Source organism: Cytobacillus massiliigabonensis, assembly GCF_900199725.1.
GTDB classification, from domain to species: domain Bacteria; phylum Bacillota; class Bacilli; order Bacillales; family Cytobacillaceae; genus Cytobacillus; species Cytobacillus massiliigabonensis.
This window is the reverse complement of sequence record NZ_LT904903.1, coordinates 676,741-700,270: the sequence shown is the minus strand read 5'-3', so window position 1 is coordinate 700,270 and position 23,530 is coordinate 676,741. Positions and strand designations below refer to the sequence as shown.

Annotated in this window: 20 protein-coding genes and 1 riboswitch; of the genes, 8 read left to right on the top strand and 12 right to left on the bottom strand. The window is 37.2% G+C overall.

Annotated features, from left to right (window positions below; translation table 11 throughout):
* Window positions 1-139 precede the first annotated feature (139 nt).
* On the top strand, window positions 140-1,684 hold the full coding sequence (locus C1726_RS09510; protein ID WP_102272911.1) for a TerD family protein: 1,545 nt from the start codon (window positions 140-142) through the stop codon (window positions 1,682-1,684).
* 133 nt (window positions 1,685-1,817) lie between these two features.
* Complete coding sequence (locus tag C1726_RS09505) at window positions 1,818-2,780, top strand: D-2-hydroxyacid dehydrogenase (protein WP_102272910.1); 963 nt, start codon at window positions 1,818-1,820, stop codon at window positions 2,778-2,780.
* A gap of 28 nt (window positions 2,781-2,808) precedes the next feature.
* Here the strand turns inward: C1726_RS09505 and C1726_RS09500 are convergent, their stop codons facing one another.
* The 6 genes from C1726_RS09500 to C1726_RS09475 form a co-directional block, all read right to left on the bottom strand.
* A complete protein-coding gene (locus tag C1726_RS09500; RefSeq protein WP_102272909.1) occupies window positions 2,809-3,798 on the bottom strand; it encodes a Gfo/Idh/MocA family protein in 990 nt (329 codons plus the stop codon).
* A 183-nt stretch (window positions 3,799-3,981) separates the two neighbouring features.
* Window positions 3,982-5,382: a M28 family peptidase gene (locus C1726_RS09495; RefSeq protein WP_102272908.1), complete on the bottom strand. Its 1,401-nt coding sequence runs from the start codon at window positions 5,380-5,382 to the stop codon at window positions 3,982-3,984.
* Window positions 5,383-5,592: 210 nt separating this feature from the next.
* Window positions 5,593-6,153: an FAD-dependent oxidoreductase gene (locus tag C1726_RS09490; protein ID WP_102272907.1), complete on the bottom strand. Its 561-nt coding sequence runs from the start codon at window positions 6,151-6,153 to the stop codon at window positions 5,593-5,595.
* 92 nt (window positions 6,154-6,245) lie between these two features.
* Entirely contained in the window at window positions 6,246-6,476 is a 231-nt protein-coding gene (locus tag C1726_RS09485; protein ID WP_102273252.1) for an excisionase family DNA-binding protein, read from the bottom strand.
* Between the two features lie 131 nt (window positions 6,477-6,607).
* Window positions 6,608-7,780, bottom strand: a complete 1,173-nt coding sequence (locus tag C1726_RS09480) for a toxic anion resistance protein (protein ID WP_102272906.1) — start codon at window positions 7,778-7,780, stop codon at window positions 6,608-6,610.
* Window positions 7,777-8,433, bottom strand: coding sequence for a 5-bromo-4-chloroindolyl phosphate hydrolysis family protein (locus tag C1726_RS09475; RefSeq protein ID WP_102272905.1), 657 nt, complete (start codon window positions 8,431-8,433; stop codon window positions 7,777-7,779). The genes C1726_RS09480 and C1726_RS09475 overlap by 4 nt, the downstream gene beginning before the upstream one ends.
* A 262-nt stretch (window positions 8,434-8,695) precedes the next feature.
* Between C1726_RS09475 and C1726_RS26145 the strand changes: the two genes are divergently transcribed.
* Window positions 8,696-9,997, top strand: a complete 1,302-nt coding sequence (locus C1726_RS26145) for a globin-coupled sensor protein (RefSeq protein WP_102272904.1) — start codon at window positions 8,696-8,698, stop codon at window positions 9,995-9,997.
* A gap of 56 nt (window positions 9,998-10,053) precedes the next feature.
* Here C1726_RS26145 and C1726_RS09465 read toward each other — a convergent pair whose 3' ends face one another.
* On the bottom strand, window positions 10,054-11,205 hold the full coding sequence (locus C1726_RS09465; RefSeq protein ID WP_235822737.1) for a trans-sulfuration enzyme family protein: 1,152 nt from the start codon (window positions 11,203-11,205) through the stop codon (window positions 10,054-10,056).
* Between the two features lie 206 nt (window positions 11,206-11,411).
* Between C1726_RS09465 and C1726_RS09460 the strand changes: the two genes are divergently transcribed.
* On the top strand, window positions 11,412-11,789 hold the full coding sequence (locus tag C1726_RS09460; RefSeq protein ID WP_102272903.1) for an SET domain-containing protein: 378 nt from the start codon (window positions 11,412-11,414) through the stop codon (window positions 11,787-11,789).
* 52 nt (window positions 11,790-11,841) lie between these two features.
* Here C1726_RS09460 and C1726_RS09455 read toward each other — a convergent pair whose 3' ends face one another.
* On the bottom strand, window positions 11,842-13,368 hold the full coding sequence (locus C1726_RS09455; protein WP_102272902.1) for a DHA2 family efflux MFS transporter permease subunit: 1,527 nt from the start codon (window positions 13,366-13,368) through the stop codon (window positions 11,842-11,844).
* A 187-nt stretch (window positions 13,369-13,555) separates the two neighbouring features.
* Between C1726_RS09455 and C1726_RS09450 the strand changes: the two genes are divergently transcribed.
* Complete coding sequence (locus C1726_RS09450; RefSeq protein WP_102272901.1) at window positions 13,556-14,449, top strand: TetR/AcrR family transcriptional regulator; 894 nt, start codon at window positions 13,556-13,558, stop codon at window positions 14,447-14,449.
* Window positions 14,450-14,515: 66 nt separating this feature from the next.
* Here the strand turns inward: C1726_RS09450 and C1726_RS09445 are convergent, their stop codons facing one another.
* Both C1726_RS09445 and C1726_RS09440 read right to left on the bottom strand, forming a co-directional pair.
* Window positions 14,516-16,690: a YhgE/Pip domain-containing protein gene (locus tag C1726_RS09445; protein ID WP_102272900.1), complete on the bottom strand. Its 2,175-nt coding sequence runs from the start codon at window positions 16,688-16,690 to the stop codon at window positions 14,516-14,518.
* A 152-nt stretch (window positions 16,691-16,842) separates the two neighbouring features.
* On the bottom strand, window positions 16,843-17,472 hold the full coding sequence (locus C1726_RS09440; RefSeq protein WP_102272899.1) for a nitroreductase family protein: 630 nt from the start codon (window positions 17,470-17,472) through the stop codon (window positions 16,843-16,845).
* Window positions 17,473-17,608: 136 nt separating this feature from the next.
* Here C1726_RS09440 and C1726_RS09435 point away from each other — a divergent pair, with 136 nt between their 5' ends.
* A complete protein-coding gene (locus C1726_RS09435) occupies window positions 17,609-17,956 on the top strand; it encodes a winged helix-turn-helix transcriptional regulator (RefSeq protein ID WP_102272898.1) in 348 nt (115 codons plus the stop codon).
* 56 nt (window positions 17,957-18,012) lie between these two features.
* On the opposite strand, the gene C1726_RS09430 is transcribed toward C1726_RS09435, so the two are convergent.
* Complete coding sequence (locus C1726_RS09430; RefSeq protein ID WP_102272897.1) at window positions 18,013-18,990, bottom strand: proline dehydrogenase family protein; 978 nt, start codon at window positions 18,988-18,990, stop codon at window positions 18,013-18,015.
* 188 nt (window positions 18,991-19,178) lie between these two features.
* Here C1726_RS09430 and C1726_RS09425 point away from each other — a divergent pair, with 188 nt between their 5' ends.
* Window positions 19,179-20,549, top strand: a complete 1,371-nt coding sequence (locus C1726_RS09425) for a VWA domain-containing protein (protein ID WP_102272896.1) — start codon at window positions 19,179-19,181, stop codon at window positions 20,547-20,549.
* A gap of 58 nt (window positions 20,550-20,607) precedes the next feature.
* Here the strand turns inward: C1726_RS09425 and C1726_RS09420 are convergent, their stop codons facing one another.
* Complete coding sequence (locus tag C1726_RS09420; RefSeq protein ID WP_102272895.1) at window positions 20,608-22,299, bottom strand: methyl-accepting chemotaxis protein; 1,692 nt, start codon at window positions 22,297-22,299, stop codon at window positions 20,608-20,610.
* 151 nt (window positions 22,300-22,450) lie between these two features.
* A riboswitch (cyclic di-GMP riboswitch) is annotated at window positions 22,451-22,540 on the bottom strand.
* Window positions 22,541-22,729: 189 nt separating this feature from the next.
* Here C1726_RS09420 and C1726_RS09415 point away from each other — a divergent pair.
* Entirely contained in the window at window positions 22,730-23,224 is a 495-nt protein-coding gene (locus C1726_RS09415; protein ID WP_102272894.1) for a L,D-transpeptidase family protein, read from the top strand.
* Window positions 23,225-23,530 lie beyond the last annotated feature (306 nt).

Genomic DNA, 23,530 nt, shown 5'->3' with positions numbered 1-23,530 from the left:
CATTTCTATTAAGGGATATTATTTTCTTTTTCATAGACTAGTGAACTATAATATACATAGGAAATAACGAATTAGCTGAAACTTTTTACACATATAAACGTTAATTAACTAACTGCACTATTTTAAGGAGTGAATAATTGTGGGCGTTACTTTACGTAAAGGTCAAAAAGTAGATTTAACAAAAACCAATCCCGGTTTGGAAATGGTTGTTGTCGGATTAGGATGGGATGTAAGCAGTGGAGGCCGTTCAAACTATGACTTAGATGCTTCTGCATTTTTAGTAGGTCCTTCAGGAAAAGTTCAAAGTGATTTGGATTTCGTCTTCTATAATAATCCATCTGGCGGAAACGGATCAATTATTTATAGCGGCGATAACAGAACAGGTGCCGGCGCAAGCGATGATGAGCAAATTAAAATTGAACTGAATAAAGTTCCACCTTCCATTCACCGCATCGCCTTCACGATTACTATCCACGATGCCCAAGCAAAAGGGCAAAACTTCGGACAAGTTTCGAATGCCTATGTAAGAATATTTAACGCATATACGAATGAAGAATTAATTCGCTTTGATCTTGGACGTGAATTTACGGTAGAGACGGCCATTGTAACGGCAGAGCTATACCGCCATAATGGCGAATGGAAATTTAATGCCATTGCCAGCGGGTTCCAAGGCGGTTTAGCAGCACTTTGCCGTAATTTCGGTGTGACTGTTGACGATGAGCCTGCGGTACAGCCTGCATTTCAGTCAGGATACCAGCAGCAGAACAGCCCATCCTTTGGCGGCACACAACAGGTATTTAATACTCAGCCAAACACAGCATACAATCAACCAAGCTACGGCCAGCCGACTCACCAGCAAAGTACATTTAATCAGCCTGGGTTTGGATCAAACGGACAATACAATTCTCCGTATAACCAGCCACAAGGGATTGGTCAAGCTGGACAAGCTAATACGTCCTATAATCAGCCTTCTTATGGACAATCCAGCTACTCATCAGCGAGCAACCAATCTACATATGGACAGACAAACTCCTCCTCCCATGCATATGGGGGTGACAATATCAATTGTATTCGCTGCGGATCTTCGAACGTTAGAACCGGAGAAAAGGGCTTCGGCCTTGGAAAAGCAGCAATAGGCGGACTTATCCTAGGTCCAGTGGGACTATTAGGCGGATTTATAGGAAAAAACCAATTAAAATTTACTTGTAACAACTGCAGCCATTCCTGGTCACCAAATCAAACCGATTACGCACAATGGGCAAATCAGCAAAAAAGAAGAGCGCAAGAGCTATTTACCCGCTATAAGAGTCAAGATGTTATGGATGCGGTAGTAGCTGCCTGTGCACTTGTAGCACTTGCCGATGGCAGACTTGATCAGGCTGAGCGTCAAAAAATGATTGAGTTTGTCAACCAGAGCGAGGAATTAAGAGTTTTTGATACAAACAAAGTGATTCAGCAATTTAATTTATTTGTGCAAAAAATTGAAAGAGATTCTATTATTGGACGTGCTGAAGCATTCAAAGCTTTAGGACGTATTCGATCAAAACCGGAAATTGCCAGATTGGTTGCTCGTTATTGTATTGCTATCGGCTATGCAGACGGCCATTTTGATCCAGGCGAGAAACAAATCGTTACTGAAATTTGCATGGAGCTTGGCTTAAATCCGCATGAGTTTTTGTCATAACTTGAAAAGCGGAAGCGTCTGCTTGCGCTAGACTGTTCTCAAATTCTAAAAATAGATAATAATTCTGCAAAAAGAGGGCGATCCTTACTGGATCCTCCTCTTTTTGCAATATTATATAAATGGAGGGATTATGATGCAAAATAGAAAACTAGTGATTACCCAAAATCTTAGTCAAGGACTAATTGAAAAAATTAAAGAGATCATACCAAACTGGGAGCTTGTGATTGGAAAAGAAAAAAGCATCTGGTCCGACCATTTAAATGAGGCAGAAGTTATTGTTAGCTGGAAGAAGGAAATGGAGGGATTGATATCTTCCCACCATTCCAAATTGCGCTGGCTGCAAGCATGGTCAGCTGGAGTGAATAGCTTGCCATTACAAAAATTAGAAGATAAAAATATACATACAACCTCAGCAAATGGCGTTCATGCCTATCCCATCTCAGAAACCATCTTTGCCCTTATGCTTGCATTAACACGGAAAATCCATACATATGTAAAAAACCAGCAGACAAAAACATGGGATCATGCAGGGCTAAATCTTGAAATACACGGGAAAACCATTGCGATTTTAGGAATAGGCGCTATCGGCAAAGAAACTGCAAAAATTGCTAAAGCATTCGGGATGGAAGTCATTGGCTTTCGGCACTCAGGAAAACCTGCGGAATATGTAGATACGATGTATACACTCCAGCATTTAAATAGTGTGCTGCCGCAATGTGACTATGTCGTGGTCACTCTTCCTTACACAAAGGAAACCCATCATCTATTTGGAATTGAGCAATTTAAATTGATGAAGCCCTCCTCTTTCTTCATTAATATAGGCAGAGGAAGCATCGTTGAAGAACAAGAGCTCATTAAAGCTTTGCAAGATGGAGAAATTTCTGGTGCGGGTCTTGATGTTTTTGAACAAGAGCCTTTATGCGAAGGCAGCTCATTATGGGAGCTTGAAAATGTCATTATTACTCCACATACATCCGGGTCAACAGAACATTATACAAAACGTGTGATAGAAGATATTTTCATCCCTAATTTGAAACAGTACATACAAGGAGACACTCCTGCAATTAATTTAGTTGATTATAATAAAGGATATTAATGTCATAGCCTTGCAGAAATTTGCAAGGCTATCTATTATTATCTGCCGGAAAAATAAGACCCATCTCTTTCCTTGCAGCGTCCAAAATCGTTGCAGTTACATGGGAGTTCCTATGGGAATTAATAGAGGACTCTTTCTTTCCTTCCTTAATCAAATCAACAAAAGCCCTAGCTTCATCGTACATCCCATCCCCTTCATGCTTAGTAGAAATAACTTCTTTTTTTCCATCCCGATAACGAATTTCTACATGTCCGGGTTCAGCCATATGATCAATGATCATCGTTCCTTCCTCCCCTTGTATTTCTGAAGGCAAGTTGGAATCCGTTATTTTTGAGTGCATAATAACTGCTTCCATTTCATCATACTTTATAAGGAGGCTTCCCTCTCCATCAACGCCCGATTCTAGCATGACACAAGTTGCCTTTACTTCCTTCGGCTCACCGAATAAGACAACCATTGGGTAGATGCAATAAACCCCTAAGTCCATTAAGGATCCGTTAGAGAAAACGGGGTTAAATGCATTCAAAATTGTACCTGCTTTATATGCGTCATATCTAGAGGAATACTGACAATAATTTGCGGCATATCTGCGGATTTTGCCAAGCTTATACAGATTTTCCTTGATAAGAGTAAAATTAGGAAGGAAGGTTGTTCTCATCGCTTCCATCAGCAGCACATCATTTCTTTTGGCTGCTTCAATCATTTTCTCTACTTCTGCTGCATTTGAAGCGAATGGCTTCTCACATAATACATGCTTGCCATGATTTAAAAAGGTAATTGCCTGACTTGCATGAAATGAATTCGGACTGGCTATATAAACCGCATCCAGCACATCACTCATCGCCATTTCTTCAATAGAAGTAAATGTATTGTGAACCTGATACTTTTCAGCAAATTCACGTGCCCGCTCCGAAGTCCGTGAATAAACAGCAGTTAATGAAAAATCAGTCATTTTCTTTACCGCCTGTAAAAATCGATCAGTAATCCAGTTCGTTCCTATTACTCCAAAGCGTATCATTATCTTTGCCTCCATTCAGTTTGTCGATAGATTATCAATATGTATGCCATTCAATCAAGTTACCACTAGTTTAAGTACTTATCCTTTTTTTAAGCCACTAATTTAATAGATTTTGTCAATTTTAACATTTTTAATCTATGACCACAAAAAAACAGTACCTCCAAGAAGGCACTGCTAATTAAATTATCTAATATCTTGTTCATGATATGCTTGTTTATCAGCCTTAACCTTTTTCGTCTTTTTAGGTTTTGGTCCCATATTGTCAAATCGTGCTTGCTCATAAACAGCTGTGCCTACGATTTCAGCAACATCCTTCAGCTTTTCTTTGCTAATTTTATCAATAGTATCTTCTGGCGTATGGTACCAAGGTTCAGATGGACTATGAATGAATAGAGCAGCAGGGATTCCAGCTTCCGCAAATGGGACATGGTCGCTTCTTCCACCTTGTGAGTATGGAGTTGATTCTCCATTTAATCGTATACTAGAAGCCTGAGCAAGCTCAGTAACAAGGTTCGGCTGTCCGTCTAGAGTTGCCATAATTAATTCACCAGCATCCTTGCTTCCTACCATATCAAGATTAAAGTTTGCAATGATGCGGTTTTTATCATCATCCGAAAGGTTTGCAACATAGTGTGTTGAACCAATCAAGCCTAATTCTTCAGCACCAAATGTAATGAAGCGAATTTCAGAATCAGTCGGTAAATCTTTAAATACACGAGCTAGTTCAAGTGTCATTGCAGTTCCGGAAGCATCATCATTTGCTCCAGGTGCACCAGCTACTGAATCGTGATGAGATCCTACTACGATCACATCATTTGTATCCTTCTTTTTATTCGTTGGTTTTTTCGTTGCGATTACATTATGGGAAACACTCTCCCCCGTCCTTGCACCCTCGATTTTTAAAGCTGCTGTAAGTGTTTCCCCATTACTTAAGGAAGCAGCAAGGGCATCCCCCTCTGCTTTTGATAAAGACGCGGCAGGAACATATTGATCATTTGCCTCTCCAAGCGTACCGTTCATGGCGCCTGAAGTATTATTGTAAATCACAACGCCTGATGCGCCTTTATTAGCGGCATTTAACACTTTTTCCGCAAATGAAATATCCCCGCGTTTAATCAGAGCAATTTTCCCTGTAAGATCCAAACCTTCTAAGTCACTTGCGGTAGCTAATCCGGCGTATACAAGTTCACCTGATACCTCTCCGCTCACTGTATAAGTAAAGGAACCTGGATTTAGCTGTCCATCATAACCGGTTACATCCAGCTCAATTGTATGAGGAGGGGTATAGCCATAGAAAGTAAATGGCTGCAAATCTACTTCATACCCATAGGATTCGAACTGCTCTTTGATAAACTTAACAGCATTATCTTCCGCTTCCGTACCTGCAACTCTAGGAGTCTTTGATAAATATTCAATATTTTTATAAATGTTTTCTGTATTTAACTTGTTGATCACCTTATGATCAAACACTTTAACCGGCTGATTCTCAGCAATTTCTACCGGTTTGGCAAAAACTGCCTGTGAACCGACTGCACCAAATGCTAATGTACTAGCTAGTACTATTGTTAAAACAGGCTTTTTCATATGTTACCTCCTAATAGATTAATAGATTCTAATTAAAATGTTATAATATTAAAATAATTTAAATAAGAGCACTAAATACTAAGTTTACCTAGTTATAAATTTCTAATTACAAACAAATATATACCTATCAGTCCATTAATCATGGGCACGACCACATAAAAAAAACCAGTCTCTACCAAATTGGTATGATACCGGTTTTGAACAAAATATTTATTTCATTATGTCATGGTCAACATAGCGCTCACCATTTAATTCACTTATTACATTAATCGCTACTCTTGCACCATCGCCAGCTGTAATGATTGTGTGCATACTTACACCAGCAACTGTGCCTGCTCCCCAGATGCCTTCGATATTTGTCTTCCCATTGGCATCCAAGTCTAAGATCGTCTTAATACGCGGCTCTGTACCAGGCTTTGTTTGTAAACCAATTTTTTCAGCTAGATCTGTTAGCATCCCAGTTGCAAAGATAACATGCTTCGATTCAAATGATTGATCACCCGTATGAATTGTGAAGCCAGATTCAGCCTTCTCGATATTTTCCACGGTCGCTTCTTTAAGCTCTGCTCCAAACTTAACTGCTTGTTTTTTACCTGTCTCAACTAACTCAGGACCAGTAATCTCCATTACTCCATAATGGTTTTCAACCCAAGCACGCTTTGTGACACTTTTATCACTATCAATAACCAATACTTTTTTCCCTGCTTTTGCAGCAAATAAAGCAGCACTTGCACCTGTAGGACCAGCCCCAATAATTGTAATATCAAACATGCGAATTCCTCCTTTAATATTTTCTATTTATAAGACTATATCAAATAATATTAATTGTAAAACAATGTGTTTTCAGAAAACATTATCCAAAATTAATCCTCATCCTTTACATCTAAATCTTCTGGGATTGGTTCATTTAAGATTTCTTCTACCAATTCCTTATATTTTTCGACTTGCTGCAAATGAGTTGTGAATTGGTCTTTATTGATTAAATATTGTTGTCCGTCATAAATTGCACGAATTCGTTTTTGTTGAACTAGGCTTTCAATATATGATTCTGGATAAGAGAGATATTCAGCTGTTTCTTTAATGGTCAAATACATATTTGTTTCATTCCTTTTTGAAAGTATATGAGTCATTATAACAGAAGAAAATGACTCATTTCGCTGCGAAAAGCCAAAGAAGCATGTATAATCATATGTTGATTCATACATGCTTCTTCATATTACTAATCTCATCCTTTAATTTCTATTAGTTTTTGCCTTAAATCACTTTCCATTGCTGCCAGTTCATTTTCTGCAAGACGGCGTTTATGACGTCCCTCCTCCTGAATTTTCAGCGTTTCCTCCAGGGTGGAAATCAAGCTTTCCTGTGTTTTCTTTAACGTTTCAATATCCACGAGCCCGCGCTCATTTTCTCTTGCTGTCTCTATCGTATTCGTTTTAAGCATTTCAGCATTCTTCAACAGCAACTCATTCGTTGTTTTTGACACTTGTTTCTGTGCCTCTACTGCATGACGCTGTCTAATTAAAGTTAATGCAATTGCCACTTGATTCTTCCAAAGCGGAATCGCGGTCATAATGGATGATTGAATTTTTTCAACAAGCGCTTGGTTCGTATTTTGAATCAGGCGAATTTGCGGAGCACTTTGGATTGTTACCTCTCGGCTTAATTTTAAATCATATAAACGTTTATCTAATCGATCAGCAAATTGGATCATGTCATTTACTTCTTGAAACTTCATTTGGTCATTTGATGCTTCTGCAGCTTTTTTCAGCTCCGGAATCGTTTTTTGATGCAATTCCTCAAGCTTTATCTCTCCTGCAGCAATATAAACATTCAATGCGTGGAAATACTCTTTATTATTTTCATAGAGTTTTTCAAGCATAACGACATCTGATAAAAGTATATTTTTGCTGCGTTCCAGCTTCACACTAATCCGGTCAATTTGTGCCCCTGTTTTCTGGTATTTAGAAAGCGTTTCTTGGATGGAACTCGATAACCTTCCAAACATCCGAGCAAAGAAGGATGGCGGCTGTGCATGTAATTCATCAGGATTGACCTCATTAAACTTTTGCATTAAGTCGCTAATTATTTCCCCAACTTCTCCAATATCCTTCTTTTGGACATGTTCTAACATCGTATGAGAAAAGGTTAATAGCTTCGATTGCGCTGGTGTCCCATATGAAATCATCGCCTGGTGGTTTTTCGGATCAATTTGTTCAGCAAGCTGATATGCCTTTACCCGGTTTTCCTCTGGAATCACATCAATAAGCTTAACAGGCTTCTCCTCTTTCGATTGCATGCTCTGAAGTTCCTGGTTCTCCCCAAACGGATTGGAGAGAAGATCATCCATTAAATTTGCCTGACTTGTATTTTTCAACAGGGATGGATTATTTTCACTCATTTTAATCGCCTGCTTTCATCAAGATTTCGGGAATCTTTTATTGTTTTAATTGAGTGCTTTGCAACATCTATTTCAAAATTCAGGTGATCAATATCATCTGAAATGACTTGATACAAATCTTCCTCTACTAATGAAGAAAGCTGTTCCAATGTCTTACGTGTTTCATATAAAGACTGATCGAGCTCATAAGTCTTTTTGGGCTGAGCGGATAAAAATACATACTTCTCTGATAGCTCCACCGCGGAATCCAAATGAGAAAAATAAAATTGTTCCGCCTTGTAAAATCGCTTCGGCTCTTTTTTTGTTAAGCTGTATATTTTTCGTGTTGTCCGAGTAAACTCCACTCTCTGCTTTAGTGATGGAATATGGCGAATAGAAAGCAGCGATTTATGCAATCGATTAATTTTCCCCTTCGCCTCATCTAAATTTTTCTTAATATACTGGTACTCTTTTCTTGTTAATTGATGCTTTTTCAAAAAACGCTTCTTTAAAACCATCCCACTTATTAAAAAAGTAAGAAATCCAGCAAAAAGCGAAATAGCACCCGAAAGCAAAAAGGTTTGATCGAAGGCGAAAAAGCTTACTAACCAAACAAGAAAGGTCGTAGGGATACTTAGTAACATTCGCAAAACAAAGACTAAGAATTGATTCATCACAATCGACTCCTGACATTTAATCCTTATTATTTATACGTATGAACGAAATCAAAGTTTCAGATTAATAAATAAAAACAATTCCATCCTTACCATTAAAGATACATGATATACACACTCCCTTCCATAGACCACAACCTTAAATCTAACTAAGACTTAAGACGTATTTAAAAGCAGCTCAAAAAATTTCAATCTTGTAATAAATTTTTACCAAAACGTGATGAATTACTAGTATAATTATCACACGAAAGGGGAATTAAGAATGTTTTTCACCAAAGAGAAAAAGATCAACAAAGGCCAAGTACAGCAACTAATTGAACAAGAAATTAAGGACGTCCGCCTTGAACTTGAAAAAGGTACGGATATCGCTCTTCAAATAGAATTAATCGGTTTATCCAAGCAAGATTTGGCCGTATTGCGAGGAATTAAACCTATTGTTGCAAAGTATATTAAAGATATTTATCAAGAGGCGCTCTCCCATCCGCATGAAGGGGTTAGAAAAATTACTGACACTTCTCTTATTGGGATTACTACGGAAATGAGCCAACAATATGTCCTTAGCCTTTTTGAAGGTGTAGTCAATCAGGAGTATTGCCAGCGCAGGTTACAGGTTGGTCAATTATATGTGCAGCTTGGCGTACAAATCCACTGGTTTATGTCTGTCTATAAATTATTACTGACAAGAATTCTTGAATGTGTATTTAGAGAACTTACCCTAGAAGAACATGATACATTCCAAATATTTTTTGCCGTATCAAAGATATTTAACTTAGAAAATCAGCTCGTTATCTCTTCCATGCAAATGACACAACAGCAATTGCTAACCGGAAAAGAACTTGAAGCGAAAAAGTCTATAAAAGAATATGTCGGTGATTTTGTTGAGAATTTAGCGGCAATGACTGAGGAGACTGATGCATCAGTTAATCAAATCCTCCAGCAAACTGTACTTATTTCTGAAACAGCAAAAAAAAGCCTTCAAACATCTGTGTCCATGGAGAACAAGTCTGAAAATGGCAAGGATCAGTTAGACAAGGTTATTACAAACATGCATGAACTGAAAGAAAATGTTCAGCATATTACCAAAACGATCGAAGAACTTGAAAGAAATTCTAATCAAATCGGTGAGATTGTTAATGTAATTACTGGAATTGCTGATCAAACAAATTTACTTGCACTAAATGCAGCAATTGAAGCAGCTCGTGCAGGTGAACATGGCAAAGGCTTTGCAGTCGTAGCTGATGAAGTACGAAAGCTAGCTGAGCAAACAAAACATTCTTCTTCTAGTATCACATCGCTTGTTAAGGAAACAATTTCGCAAATTTCTAATGTAATATTGCAAATGAATACAATTAATCATGTTGTGGATACCGGAAATACAGAACTAACAAACACAACCACTGTATTTAATGATGTTCTGCAAAATAGTGTCGATAATAAAGAAATGAGCCAGAATACAGAAATGGATATTCAGTTATTGTCTAATCTTCTTAGTGAAATTAATGAGGCTGTTTCAAAAATGGCTGTTTCAACTGAGGAATTAAGAACGACGATTTCTAATTTTTAAACATACTGAAAAGTCTCGATAAAGCAGATTTATCGAGACTTTTTCATATCAATTTTTTATTTCAAAATAGAACGATGAATCGCCTCATCAAAAGTATGAATAATATCATCCACATGCTCAATCCCCACTGAGATTCGAACAACTTCTTTTGTGATCCCTAAAGCTTCGCTTGCCTCCGGCGGCAACGCACGATGAGAGGTTGTAAGCGGATGAGAAACCGTCGTTTCAACCCCAGCTAATGTAGGAACAATTTTAATCCAGGAAAGTGATTTGAAAAATTTGTGGATGTCCACATTCTTTGATAGTTCAATCGATACCATTGCACCATAGCCTGATTCTATTTCATGAAATGGATAATATACCTTAGCAATATTCGGGTTCTCTAAAAATGCCTCAGCCAGCTTCCTAGCATTGAATGACTGGGCTTTCATGCGCAGTGCAAGTGTTTTTAATCCCCGGCATGTTAGCCACGCTTCAAACGGGCTTACATTTGCCCCGAGATTCACTACCTTTGCCCGCGCTATTCCAACTAAGTCTTCCCTTCCAACAACCACACCTGCTGTCACATCGCTATGACCGCCAATATACTTCGTTGCACTATGAATAACTAAATCAACACCTAATAGATAAGGCTTACAATGAAACGGTGTAGCAAAAGTATTATCAACAAGGGTGTGAAGATTGTGTTTTTTGGCAAGAACAATCACTGCTTCTAAATTCTCCACTCTTAGCAGGGGATTTGTAATTGACTCTGTATAAAGAAGCTTTGTATTTTGCTTTATCGACTCTTCAACCTTGGAAAGATTAGAAAAAGCAACAAAAGTTGTTTCAATGCCAAGCTGATTTAGCTCCTCTTTAAGCAGATGAAAGCTGCCGCCATATAAATCATCAGCTGCTATAATATGATCGCCGCTTTTCACTAAAGCAAGCACCCCTGCTAAAATAGCAGATAAGCCTGATGAAGTTGCAACACCTGCTGGTGCACCTTCAATCGCAGCAACCGCCTGACCTAGTTCATCTGGATTTGGATTACCTGTACGAGAGTATAAGTAATTCCCTTCTCCTTGATAATACCCTTCTAATTCATCTAAATTATCAAAAGTAAATGCAGATGTTTGATAAATCGGTGTAATCTTGCTTTTAATCGGCTTTTTTTCCTTTTTGCCTTTGCCACTATGTAATAACATCGTTTCAAACTTTTTCTCCAAAACACTCACCTTCCATTTTAGGTGTCTGACACCGCTCTTGATGGGCTAAACATCTAACCAATTGTTTGATTATTGTTTCTATTATAAGCCCAGGGCCATCCTTTTTCATTAATGATAAACGTTTTTTTAAAAAAAGAGTTGCTTTCCTCGTTATCAACTGGCATGCTTAAGAGACTTTAAAGTAAAGAAAAGCAGGTGGCATAAATATGATTGAAATCAAAACATCTGAACTCAGTGATGGGGAATTCAATAGAGGTGTATTTGCAACGCGTGATATAACAAAGGGTGAGCTTATCCATGAAGCACCTGTTATTGCGTATCCAAATAAAGAACATGAATTTATCGAGAAAACGATACTTGCTGATTACGCATTCGAGTATGGAAAAAATCATAGCGCCATACTACTTGGATATGGAATGCTATTTAATCATTCCTATCAGCCGAACGCCACATATGATATAAACTTTGATAATCATACGTTTGACTTCTATGCCTATACAGACATAAAGGCTGGAGAAGAAATCCTGATTAATTACAATGGAGATGTGGATGATACAGATCCGTTATGGTTTAATAAGGAATAAGGAATAAGAAAAGAAGGGACATTCAACATCGAATGTCCCTTCTTTTCTTATATTAATTCTCAGCTAATTTTGTAGTAACTTTTTCTTCTGCCTTTTTCACCATCGGGTCTTCCGCCTGTTTTGCCCGCTTAATAAACAAAGCAAGAACAATGGCAACAGCTGCAATACCTGTTGCAACTAAAAATGCGTCATTAATCCCTTCCAGCATCGCTTTCATCGCTATTTGCTGTTTCATTTCTGCTAGAACAGCTTCTGTAGGCTGTGCAGTTAGATTTTTCATCGCATCTTCAGCAATTTCAGTTGCATGCGTTTCTGTGCGCGTTGACATTACTGTCACTAACAATGCAGTACCAATTGCTCCTGCTACTTGGTTTAATGTATTGTTCATCGCTGTTCCATGTGGATAGAATCTAGTAGGCAATTGATTTAATCCATTAGTAGAAACTGGCATCATAACCATTGACATTCCAAACATCCGCACAGAGTTTAAGATAACTAAATAAGTATACGTCGTTTCATCTGTTAATTGGCTAAAGAAGTAGGTTGTTACTGTCATAATGATCAATCCAGTAACAGCAAGAATACGTCCGCCGAATTTATCAAATAGTTTCCCTGTAATTGGTGACATGAAAGCCATAACAAGTGCTCCTGGAAGCATCATTAGACCTGCGTCCATCGGGGAAATTCCACGAATCGTTTGCACATAAATTGGAATTAATAGCATCCCTGCAAACATAGCCATATTCACAATCATCGTAATCGATGATGATAAGGCAAACATTGGATATTTATAAACCTTGAAGTTAAGCATTGGACGATCCATTTTCAACTGACGTAAAATGAACCATACAAGAGAAATCACACCTACAGCAATTGTTCCATAGACATGAGGACTATCCCATCCCTTGTTTCCAGCAGAACTGAATCCGTATAGAATACCGCCAAAACCAATACTTGATAAGAGCAGCGAAAAGATATCAAGACGGATATCCACTTTTTCCTTTTTATCTTTAAGCAAGAAAAAGCCAATTAAAATAACAACAATAGCAATTGGCGTAACAAAGTGGAAAAGCATTCTCCAATCATAATGTTCAATAATCCACCCGGATAATGTTGGTCCGATTGCCGGTGCAGCCATTAAGATTAACCCGAACACACCCATGGCTGCTCCCCTTTTTTCAACCGGGAAGCTCACAAGCATAACATTCATTAAGAGAGGCATCATAATTGCCGAACCTGATGCCTGAAGCATTCGGCCTGTTAATAATATTGGAAATGAATGTGCGATTCCAGCCACTAGTGTACCTATTGTAAATAAACACATAGCAACTAGGAATAAACGACGTACTGAATATTTTTCAATTAAAAAAGCTGTAGCCGGAATTAAAATTCCATTTACAAGCATAAAGCCGGTCGTCAGCCATTGTACTGTTGAAGCATCAACCTCTAAATCAGCCATAATTGAAGGCAACGCGACATTTAATAACGTATTGTTCAAAAAAGCAATAAAAGCACCAATCATCAGGACAGCTATTATCCCATACGGTGGACGATCAGTCTTTTTTATGGAATGGTCCATGTTGTTTCCCCCTATATACATTTAGTTCATTATTTTGTACTGCTATTTCACATAAGCTATATCATAAACCATGAGTTCAAATTATGCAATTAAAAAATACCGCGATATTTATGTGTTTGTATTAACTATAGAAATAATATACTATTAGTTTTATACAGGTAGTTCAACAATTTTTAAAGGTGATTATATGAACGCTAGGAAAAAACATGTGATAAAAATGGCTCACCAATTATTTATCGACAAAGGCTTTCAAGCAACTTCCATTCAAGACATATTAGAATATAGCGGTATTTCTAAAGGTACATTTTATAATTATTTTTCGTCTAAAAACGAATTATTAATCGCCCTTTTCAAGACAATCTATAAAGATTTAGAAAAAGAGCGGAATGAATTATTAATTGGCAAAGATCCTTCCAATATTGATATCTTTATTAAGCAAATTGAATTACAGCTAAAAACGAATCGAACAAGCAAATTAATCTCCCTTTTTGAGGAGGTCTTTGTTTCCAATGATGAAGATCTTAAGCAATTTATAAAACGCGGCCATTTGCGAATGCTTCATTGGTTATTCCATCGGTTCATTGATCTCTTTGGGGAAGAAAAAAGACCCTATTTATTAGACTGCTCAATTATGTTTATAGGGATTCTTCAGCACAACCTTAAGTATGATGCCTTGGCAAACCAATCACATGCAAGTATTCATAAAGTAGTCCGGTATAGCGTAGAGCGGATTGTTAAGATGGTTGATGAGGTTGCAGATGCTGGGGATCAGTTAGTTCAGCCGGAGCTGATCGATAGCTGGGTTCCTGTTTGCAAGAAACTGGACCAATCGTTCCAGCAAAAGCTATATCATACGGCATTAGCTTTAAAAAAGACTCTCACACATAATGAAGAACACTCGCAGCATATAGAGTTATTGGATTTTATTCAAGAGGAGCTGCTCCAATCAAAAAGTCCTCGGAAGTTTTTAGTGGATAGTGCGATATTATCTTTGAAAACCAATCAGTTAGTTCTCGAAAAAATGGAGCTTCAAAAACTTGAACAGCTTGTTTCTGATTTTTTTGCGCAAATAGAAGAATAACATAATAAATAATTAGGAGCCAGTTGCCTGCTTGTACAAAGCAGAAACGGGCTCCTAATTTATTTATTAATGAAATATTCCACTTTCATTCGACTTCTTCCTTAGTTTATAAGTAATCCTGTTAATAGGCTCTTTCAAAAATACACCTAATAGGATAGCAATAGCAGCGAAGATAAGGAGAAATATGATATCCGTTCTGACATTTTCCCAAACAATCCCTCCAACCGCTTCTCGCATTAGATCAATGGAATAAGTAAATGGCAAAAATGGGTTAATCATTTGAAAAAATCTTGGAATTAATTGCACAGGATATGTTCCGCCTGCTCCTGCTATCTGTAAAACAAGAAGAACAATCGCCATTGCTTTGCCAACATTCCCGAATATCGAAACGAGTGTAAAGACAATCAGAATAAAGACAAAGCTAGAAAGCAGTCCAAATAAGAGGAACCAGCCAGGACTATGGATATATATATCCTTCAATATAAAAATATCTCCTAATGTCACGATCAATGTCTGCAAAAAGCTAAAGGTCCAAAAGGTTAATAGTCGCCCAAAATAGATTTCATGACTTGTATATTCCTCATAATGTGCTGGATCAACAGACAATAGTGAAATTAATAGTAAACACCCAACCCAAATAGCTAAAACAGTATAAAAAGGATTCATGCCAGACCCATAGTTTGGCAATGAAAATAAGAGGTTATTCTCAATTTTCACCGGATTAGCCAGGAAGCTGCTTTCAGAATTCGGATTATTTCGCAGGATGTCTATAATCTCATTAAGATTTGTTTCCTTCTGCAGCCTTTCTATCGTGTCCGCTACCTCATCAACTTTGTTAGCAATCATTGGATATTGCTTATTCGCATTTTGTAAAACCTCCTCCCCTTTATGAAGAGTACCTGCAGCATTATTTAATGCATTAGATATAGAAGGAAGAGTCACAGACAATTCTTCTAATATGCCTTTCGCGTTTTGTAAAGTCTGTTTTGTCTTTAGGACTTCCTCGTTAATAAAGGACTCAATTTTTTGTTTGTCCGCTTCAGAAATCTGATTCACCAATTGCTGCACATTGCTGATAGCAAATTTGAAACGGTTTAATTGATCTTGAGAAGGTACCTTGCCATTTGCTATTAAAGTTTGTAATTCCTCAAAAGCACCTTCCACATTTTCAAAATTTGTAAGAATCTGACTGAGATGGTTTAAATGCTGTTGAAGATCATTCTTTACTTTTTCATTTGCATCGTTATTCTGTGCAATATTTAAGGCTTCATTTAATTTCCTTTGAACATTCCTAGTAACCTCTTCCCCTTTTTTCAGGAGCGGATCAATTTCTTCCACTATCATTTGTAATTTTTGTGGATCCATTTCCATTGCCTGAAGCTGATTGATTTTTGTTTTTGCAGAATCAGTCACCGTTTTTAGTGTTTGTATGTCCTTTTGAATGTTTGGTTTGAAAGTATCTATATCTGCTTCCGCATTACTAATAACCTGATTTGCTTTATTAATAATGCCCATTCCTTCATTTGCTATTGCTTCTACCTTTGGAACAGCTTGCTGAACCTTTCCAAGGATATCGTCTGCACCCTCTGCATAGGACATAGATTGATTGAGCAAAGCCTTTACTTCTGGAAGTTTCTTCTGGAGCTTAAAGATAAATTCCTCAAATTGCTTAATAGCAGGAAGTCTATTCTCCAACTCTATTCCAATCTGATTAAATAAATCAAAAATCACACCATTAACCGTTGCAACAAACTTATTGCTTACCTGCTCAGCAATGGCACTCGCTCCTTTTGAAGTAATTTTGGGGGCTATGGCATTCTTTTTATCGTTCTCATAATACTCAATTTTTGCCTGCTGCTGTTTGTCATTAACAATCGTTGCCAGATTCTTAGAAAATTCACGAGGAATAATAATAGTAGCAAAATACTCCCCTGACAAAACCTTTTCCATCCCATTATTTTTATCAACAAACTGCCAGCCTAAATCTTTGTTGTTCTTTAATTCCTTTACAATCTCCTCTCCTGCATTCATTTGGACTCCGTTGATTTCTGCCCCTCTATCTTCATTAACTACACCAACAAGGATATTTTTTGTATTTCCATAAGGGTCAATCGATGCCTGAATATTAAACCAGGCATATAAGGATGGCAGCAGAATGAGACCGCCGACTAATATAGAAGCAACCCAATTTGTAGTTGTCTTCCTCAGGTCGTTTGAATAAATCCCCCAAATATTTTTCACCTGGCACCATCCCTTTCATCATCCCCATACATTTCCAGCTATTACATTAATGTGCATCGAATATTCACTTTTATACCTTAGGAAAATGCTACAAAAATGAAAAAAAGAGATAAGCTTCAATAAGAAGTTCATCTCTTTTCTTCCACACTTAACTAAATAAATTCTGCAATATCCTTTAACGGAATGCGCGTTGTTTTGAATGGCGATGCTTCTGCTTTACCTAAAGCTATTAACACCATGGGCGTGAAACGTTCAGACACATTAAACCTTTCATTAAATTTCACCTTATCAAAGCCACCCATCGGTACAGTGTCATACCCCTTTTCTTTTGCAATGAGCATAAGCTGCATGGAAACTAATCCAGCATCAAAAGATGCGATATTTTTTCTAGCTTCTTCTGATAGATTTGGGTACAGACTATTTGCATTGTTCATTAATCGGTTCATATTTTCCTCATCCATAAAGCCTGCATCATAGCCGCTTCGATAAACCTTTTCAATATTCTTATGCATTTCCTTATCACCTAACACTGCTATAACAGCAGAAGATGACTCAATTGGTTCTTGGTTATTAGCAATCAAACGCAGTTCCTTTTTTACCTCTTCGTTATCAATGATGATAAATCGCCATGGCTGGAGATTACTAGAAGAAGGCGCTAAGATAGCACTATTTAAAATGTCTACAATTTCTTCTCTTGCAATTTTATAATTTGGATCATATTTTCTAATAGAGTGACGTTCTCTGATAACAGCTGATACGCTTTGATCATTTTTAGCCGACATTCGTATTCCTCCTAGTTGTATATAACTTACTAATAGTAAGTTTAAATATAGCTTACTATTAGTAAGTTAATAGGTCAAGCATAAATGTATTTATGGTAGAATAGAGAGAATGAAGAAATTAAAATGGGGTTTTAATATGACTGAATCAACATTTGGAAATAATAAACAAAAGGATTGCCAGAATATATGCAATGACTTCCATAGCACCATAGAATTTCTTGGAAAGCGTTGGATGGGAATAATTATTTATAGTTTGTTCAAAGGACCTAAACGCTATCACGAAATCCTCGAAAACATTCCTGGCATTTCTGACAGGTTATTAACCGAACGATTGCGTGATTTAGAAAAGGAAGGATTGATTGTAAAGAGGATTCTAACTACCCCAAAGAAGAAAGTTGAATACGAATTGACGCAGTCTGGAAAAAAGCTTGAAGATGTGTTTTTAACAATTGTAGAGTGGACACAAGCTAAGAATGAATCATAAGTTCATTCAAAAAACCTCCTTAATTAATAAGGAGGTTTTTTGAATGATCTATACAATTATTTCTGTTTGTTCTTTTTAGTTAATCTGCCTAATAGGAAAGCTCCCGCAGCAACGCCAAGTACTGTATTTGTCTTCTTATTAAAAACTTGTTTTGCAACAAGATTTAAATTTTGCGGTCTTTCAGCAAGACGTCTCATGAAATAGCCGTACCAGTCTTTTCCAAAAGGTACATACGTACAGAAGTTATACCCTTCGCTTGCTAATTGAAGCTGAAGCTCTTTTCTGAAACCGTAAAGCATTTGGAACTCAAACTTATCATTTGGAATATCATTCTTCTTCACAAAATCCTTCACATGGTTGATGATATTATGATCATGAGTAGCAATAGAAGTGAATTTTCCATTTAATAAATGCCATTCAATTAGTTTAATAAAGTTTGAATCAATTGCCTTTTTATCTTGATAAGCCAATTCTTCCGGTTCTTTATATGCACCTTTTACAATGCGCAGACGATAATTTTTATATTTTTGAATATCCTCTTCTGCACGGAAGAAATAAGCTTGAATTACTGTTCCAACATTATCATATTCCTTTGATAGCTCATCAAGAATATCAAATGACGGATCTAAATGGCCATGGTCTTCCATATCAAAGTTAACAAAAATATCGTAGCGGCTAGCTTTATCTACGATTTCTCTTAAATTATTCAAACAAAAATGATAATCAATATCCAATCCTAGTTGAGTAGGCTTTAAAGAAATATGAGCATCTACTTCATTCTCATGAATCGCTTCGATCACATTAAGAATTTGCTCCTTTGCTTCAGTTGCCTCTTCTTTTTTAAAGACAAATTCTCCTAAATTATCCACCGTACAAGAGATTCCGTGTGCATTTAATTCTTTAATGCTCTTGATGGTTTCCTCTATATTTGTTCCCGCTACGACACTTTGCGCCCCCAATTTTAGCCCGTACTTCTTCGCAGCACTATTTAGAAATTGGTTTTGTGATAGGCCGATAAACAAATCTTTCAACATAGCGATTACTCCCAACTGTTTTATTTTTCAGAGTAATTATATCATACGTATTCGACAAAAATCGATTGCTAAAATATTCAAAAAATATTTATATTCACTCTCCATTTTGTGTTCTTTCTAAAATTAGGAAACTTTAATATCATTTATCCGTAAATGTAATTATATCTTTTACCAAAAAAGGAGGAGCTATGAAAACTTTAGTGCGCGGAGAAAAAATTAAACTCTCAGATCTAACGTCGTTTACGCAATTACAAGTAGAAATTAATGTCACATCCAGCTTTGAAATTGATATTACTTGTTTCGGATTAAATGAGGAAAAAAAACTTTGCGATGATCGTTATATGATTTTCTATAACCAATTACAATCGCCCTCTAACGCAATTCAGCTCCAGGCTCATCACAATGGCGCAGGAACATTCCTCCTTGATTTATCTAAACTGCCAACCTCTATTCAGCATCTTGTATTCACAGCGACCATTGATGGAAATGGGACAATGGGGATGGTTTCATCTGGATCATTCATTATTAAAGCGAACAGTGAACCTATACTTACCTATTCTTTTAATGGCAGTGATTTTAAAAATGAGAAAGCAATCATTATGACAGAAATTTATTTTAAAGATATATGGAGAGTTTCTTCTGTTGGCCGGGGGTTTGATGGAGGGCTGGCAGCGTTATTGAAGGATTTTGGCGGTGAGGTTGCTGAAGAACAATCACAGCCTGCCTCTCATGAAGCACCTTTGCCGACTGCTCCTTCTGCACCGGTCACTAGCAAAAAAATATTACTTGAAAAGAAAATGGAAGTACAAGCACCTAAAATCCTCGATCTTTCCAAAAAGGCTAAGGTTTCTTTAGAAAAGGTTGGGCTGCAAAATCATCATGCAAAGGTTGCTTTATGCTTAGATATATCCGGTTCGATGTCTGGACTTTATCGATCTGGGAAGATTCAAGAATTTGCGGAACGGATCTTAGCGTTGGGTACCCGCTTTGATGATGATGGATCGATTGATATTTTCTTATTCGGCGCAAATGGGCATGAGGCTGGAGAATTAACCATTGATAATTTTAACGGATTCGTCCATCAGCTGATTAGACGTTATCCTTTAGAAGGAAGCACTTACTATGGAAAAGTAATGAAAATGATCCGTCAGCATTATTTTGGTTCAGCCAGCAAGCGTAATCAGCCGATCTCAAAGGAAATGCCTGTCTATGTCATGTTCGTAACAGATGGAGCAACCTTTGATGAGAAGGAAACAATCAACCATATCCAAAACTCTTCCTATGAGCCAATCTTTTGGCAATTTATGGCCATTGGAAAATCTAATAAAGGACTTAAAAGCCGCGGCTTCTTCCGAGCTTTCCAATCAGACTTTACATTCCTAGAGGAGCTAGATAACTTATCTGGGCGATATCTTGATAATGCTGATTTCTTTAGTGTTGAGGACCCTCAGTATATATCTGATAACGAGCTCTATGATTTACTTATGAAGGAATATCCAGAATGGGTGAAAGCGGCAACTGCTAAAGGGATTATCCAGAGGCAATTAAGCCATATTTAAAAAAACACAATCCCTTTTGAATCTTAGAAGGGATTGTGTTTTGGTTTTAATTGCTGGATTAGATCGTGAATTTTTTGATCAGCCCTTTTAAATCCTCAGCCATTTTTGCTAAAACGGATGAAGAAGAGGCTACTTCCTCCATGGATGCAAGCTGTTCTTCTGAGGCTGACGCAATCTCTCCTGTACGTTCTACAGAGACTTTTGCGATTCTTGATACCTCATCTATAGAAGAATTAACCTGTTCCACACCTGCTGACATTTCTTCAGAAATCGCAGATAGCTCTTGAACTTCAGCACTTACATGCTCAATCGATTTCATAATGAAGTCAAATGTTTTGCCTGTATCCTGAACTAAATCCATCCCTTCATTGACCTCATTTGTACTTTTATCCATCATATCCACAACTCGCAGCGTATCATTTTGAATGACATGTACAAGAGTAGCAATTTGGCTAGCTGAGGTGCGCGATTGGTCAGCCAGTTTTTTCACTTCATCTGCAACAACTGCAAATCCTTTCCCATGCTCACCAGCACGAGCCGATTCAATTGCAGCGTTTAAGGCTAATAAATTCGTTTCCTCCGCTATCGCCGTGATCATATCAATAATCTGACCAATCTCTGCTGATTTACTATTTAATTCTTTAATTACTTTATTCGTTTCATCCGTTGAATGGTTTATTGACCTCATTTGCTCAATTACCTTTAGAATGGATTCATTCCCGATTACTGCCTGTTGTGTCGTTTCGGATGCCGATTCTGCCACTGTTGACGTTTTTTCCGCTACTCGTTGAATGCCCATTGCCATTTCATTAACTGCTTTTGCACTATCTCCCGTATTCTTTCCTTGTATTTCAGAGCCGCTAGCGACTTCCTGAATAGCAGTTACAATCTGTTCCGTAGCAGAATTTGTTTGCTGTGCACTAGCTGTCAATTCCTCTGCAGAAGATGCAACCTGTCCGGATGTGTGCTCCACCTGAATGATTAACTCCCTCAAATTTTGGGTCATTTGATTAAACGAATCTGCTAATTCACCAATTTCATCTCTATTCTTTATCTTTACATCATCCACCCGCAAATTTCCTTTGGCAATTTGTTCCGCTGATTTTGAAATTTGCTGAACAGGCTTGGAAATGATTTTGCTTAAATAGATTGCGACACCTATACCAATAAGATATGCTCCCACAGAAATGACAAGTAATAAAGTTTTCATACGGCTTATTTTATTCGATTGCGCTTTACTCGTTTCTTTAAAAGATTCTTCTTGACTAGAAATGGCCTTTTCTACATTTTCAGCAACTCTTCCAGATATAGCATTCCCTTTTATTTTCATTAATCTTGTAATATCATCTAATTGATCTTTCTTTTTATACTCAATTGCTTCTAAAGCAACTTCCTGGTATTGGACTTCCACTTCAATTAAATCTTGGATTATTTTTTTTGCTTCTGAATCAAGATTCTCATTTAACATCTCTTTTGCGCTTTTCACAAAATCATCATGTGATCGATTAAATCGCTTTATATTTGCTTCATCTGGATTAATAATGAAACCTCGCAAAGCAATTTGCTCTGATAATACAGCTTCCTGCATTTTAGAAACAAGATTAATTTTGTTTAGACCATCATCAATCGCTTCCGTATAATTTTCATTAATAGTATCGTACTGTAAATATGAGCTAGTTGAAATGATCACTAATAGCAAAATTATGGATAAAAATCCGAGAATTAATTTTCTTCTTACAGTTATTCTCATTCTTTTGTTTCTCTCCTTGATAAATATTCTAGTTGTTCAAAATCATTATATTAAACTATTTTCTTATGTAATAAATTCGTGCAATCACTCCTAATTCACACAAAAATAACCCTTCTAAATAGAAGGGTCTAAAAAAATGAAAACAATCGTTTTCGGCAACTGGCTGGCATAGCATACCTATCATACTTTAGCCCCTGTAGTTTTGCGTCTCTATTTTTCAATAGATTTGCCCCTTATTATTAAATATTTATTACTATATTACTATATTTTATCACAAATACGACAAAAGAGCAGGATTTTTATCACAATCAAACAGGACAGAGGGATAGGTCCCTTGTCCCGTTTTCAGGTCCAAAGATTAAAATGCTTTGTTCCAAAATTGAAGAAGTACTCATATGGTACTTATAAGACTATTTTGGAGGTTTTTATTATGTATCACCACATTGTAAAACCTAATGAAACACTTTGGTCCATATCCGAAGATTATCGGGTTCCCTTTCAATCCCTTATACAAGCAAATCAAATAGTAAATCCAAATTTTATCCATGTGGGGCAATCCATAATTATTCCAGGACTGCCTGACCCTAATCAAATCCCATATTCTATTCATGTCTCCGTCAAAAATAAAACATTGACATTAATGCGGAATCAAACTCCGGTAAAAACATACCCTATTGCAGTCGGTAAAATTCTTACTCAAACCCCGATAGGCGACTTTGTTGTCATAAATAAGGCTCCAAACCCTGGTGGGCCTTTTGGGACAATGTGGATGTCTCTCTCCAAAAAGCACTACGGAATCCACGGCACAAATAATCCCTCTTCCATCGGAAAAGCCGTTTCAAAAGGATGTATACGAATGCACAATTCAGATGTAGAAGAACTGGCACGTACCATTCCGATTGGGACTAGGGTTTTTATTCGGTGATTTGCTAACACAAACTAGGCTGCTATATATGAATCGAAGTTTGTTCTATTGTTTTTCTAGAATAAAGGACAGTCTCTACATTATCTATATAGGATTTGTCCTTTATAGCACCGATGAACGACCGGTTCCTTTTTTCTTAGCTTGTTGGGACCTTCATAACCTCGATGAACGACCGGTTCCTTTTTTTCTGAGCTTGTTGGGGCTTTCATTCACGCGATGAACGACCGGTTCCTTTTTTCTGAGCTTGTTGGGGCCTTCATTCACGCGATGAACGACCGGTTCCTTTTTTTCTGAGCTTGTTGGGGC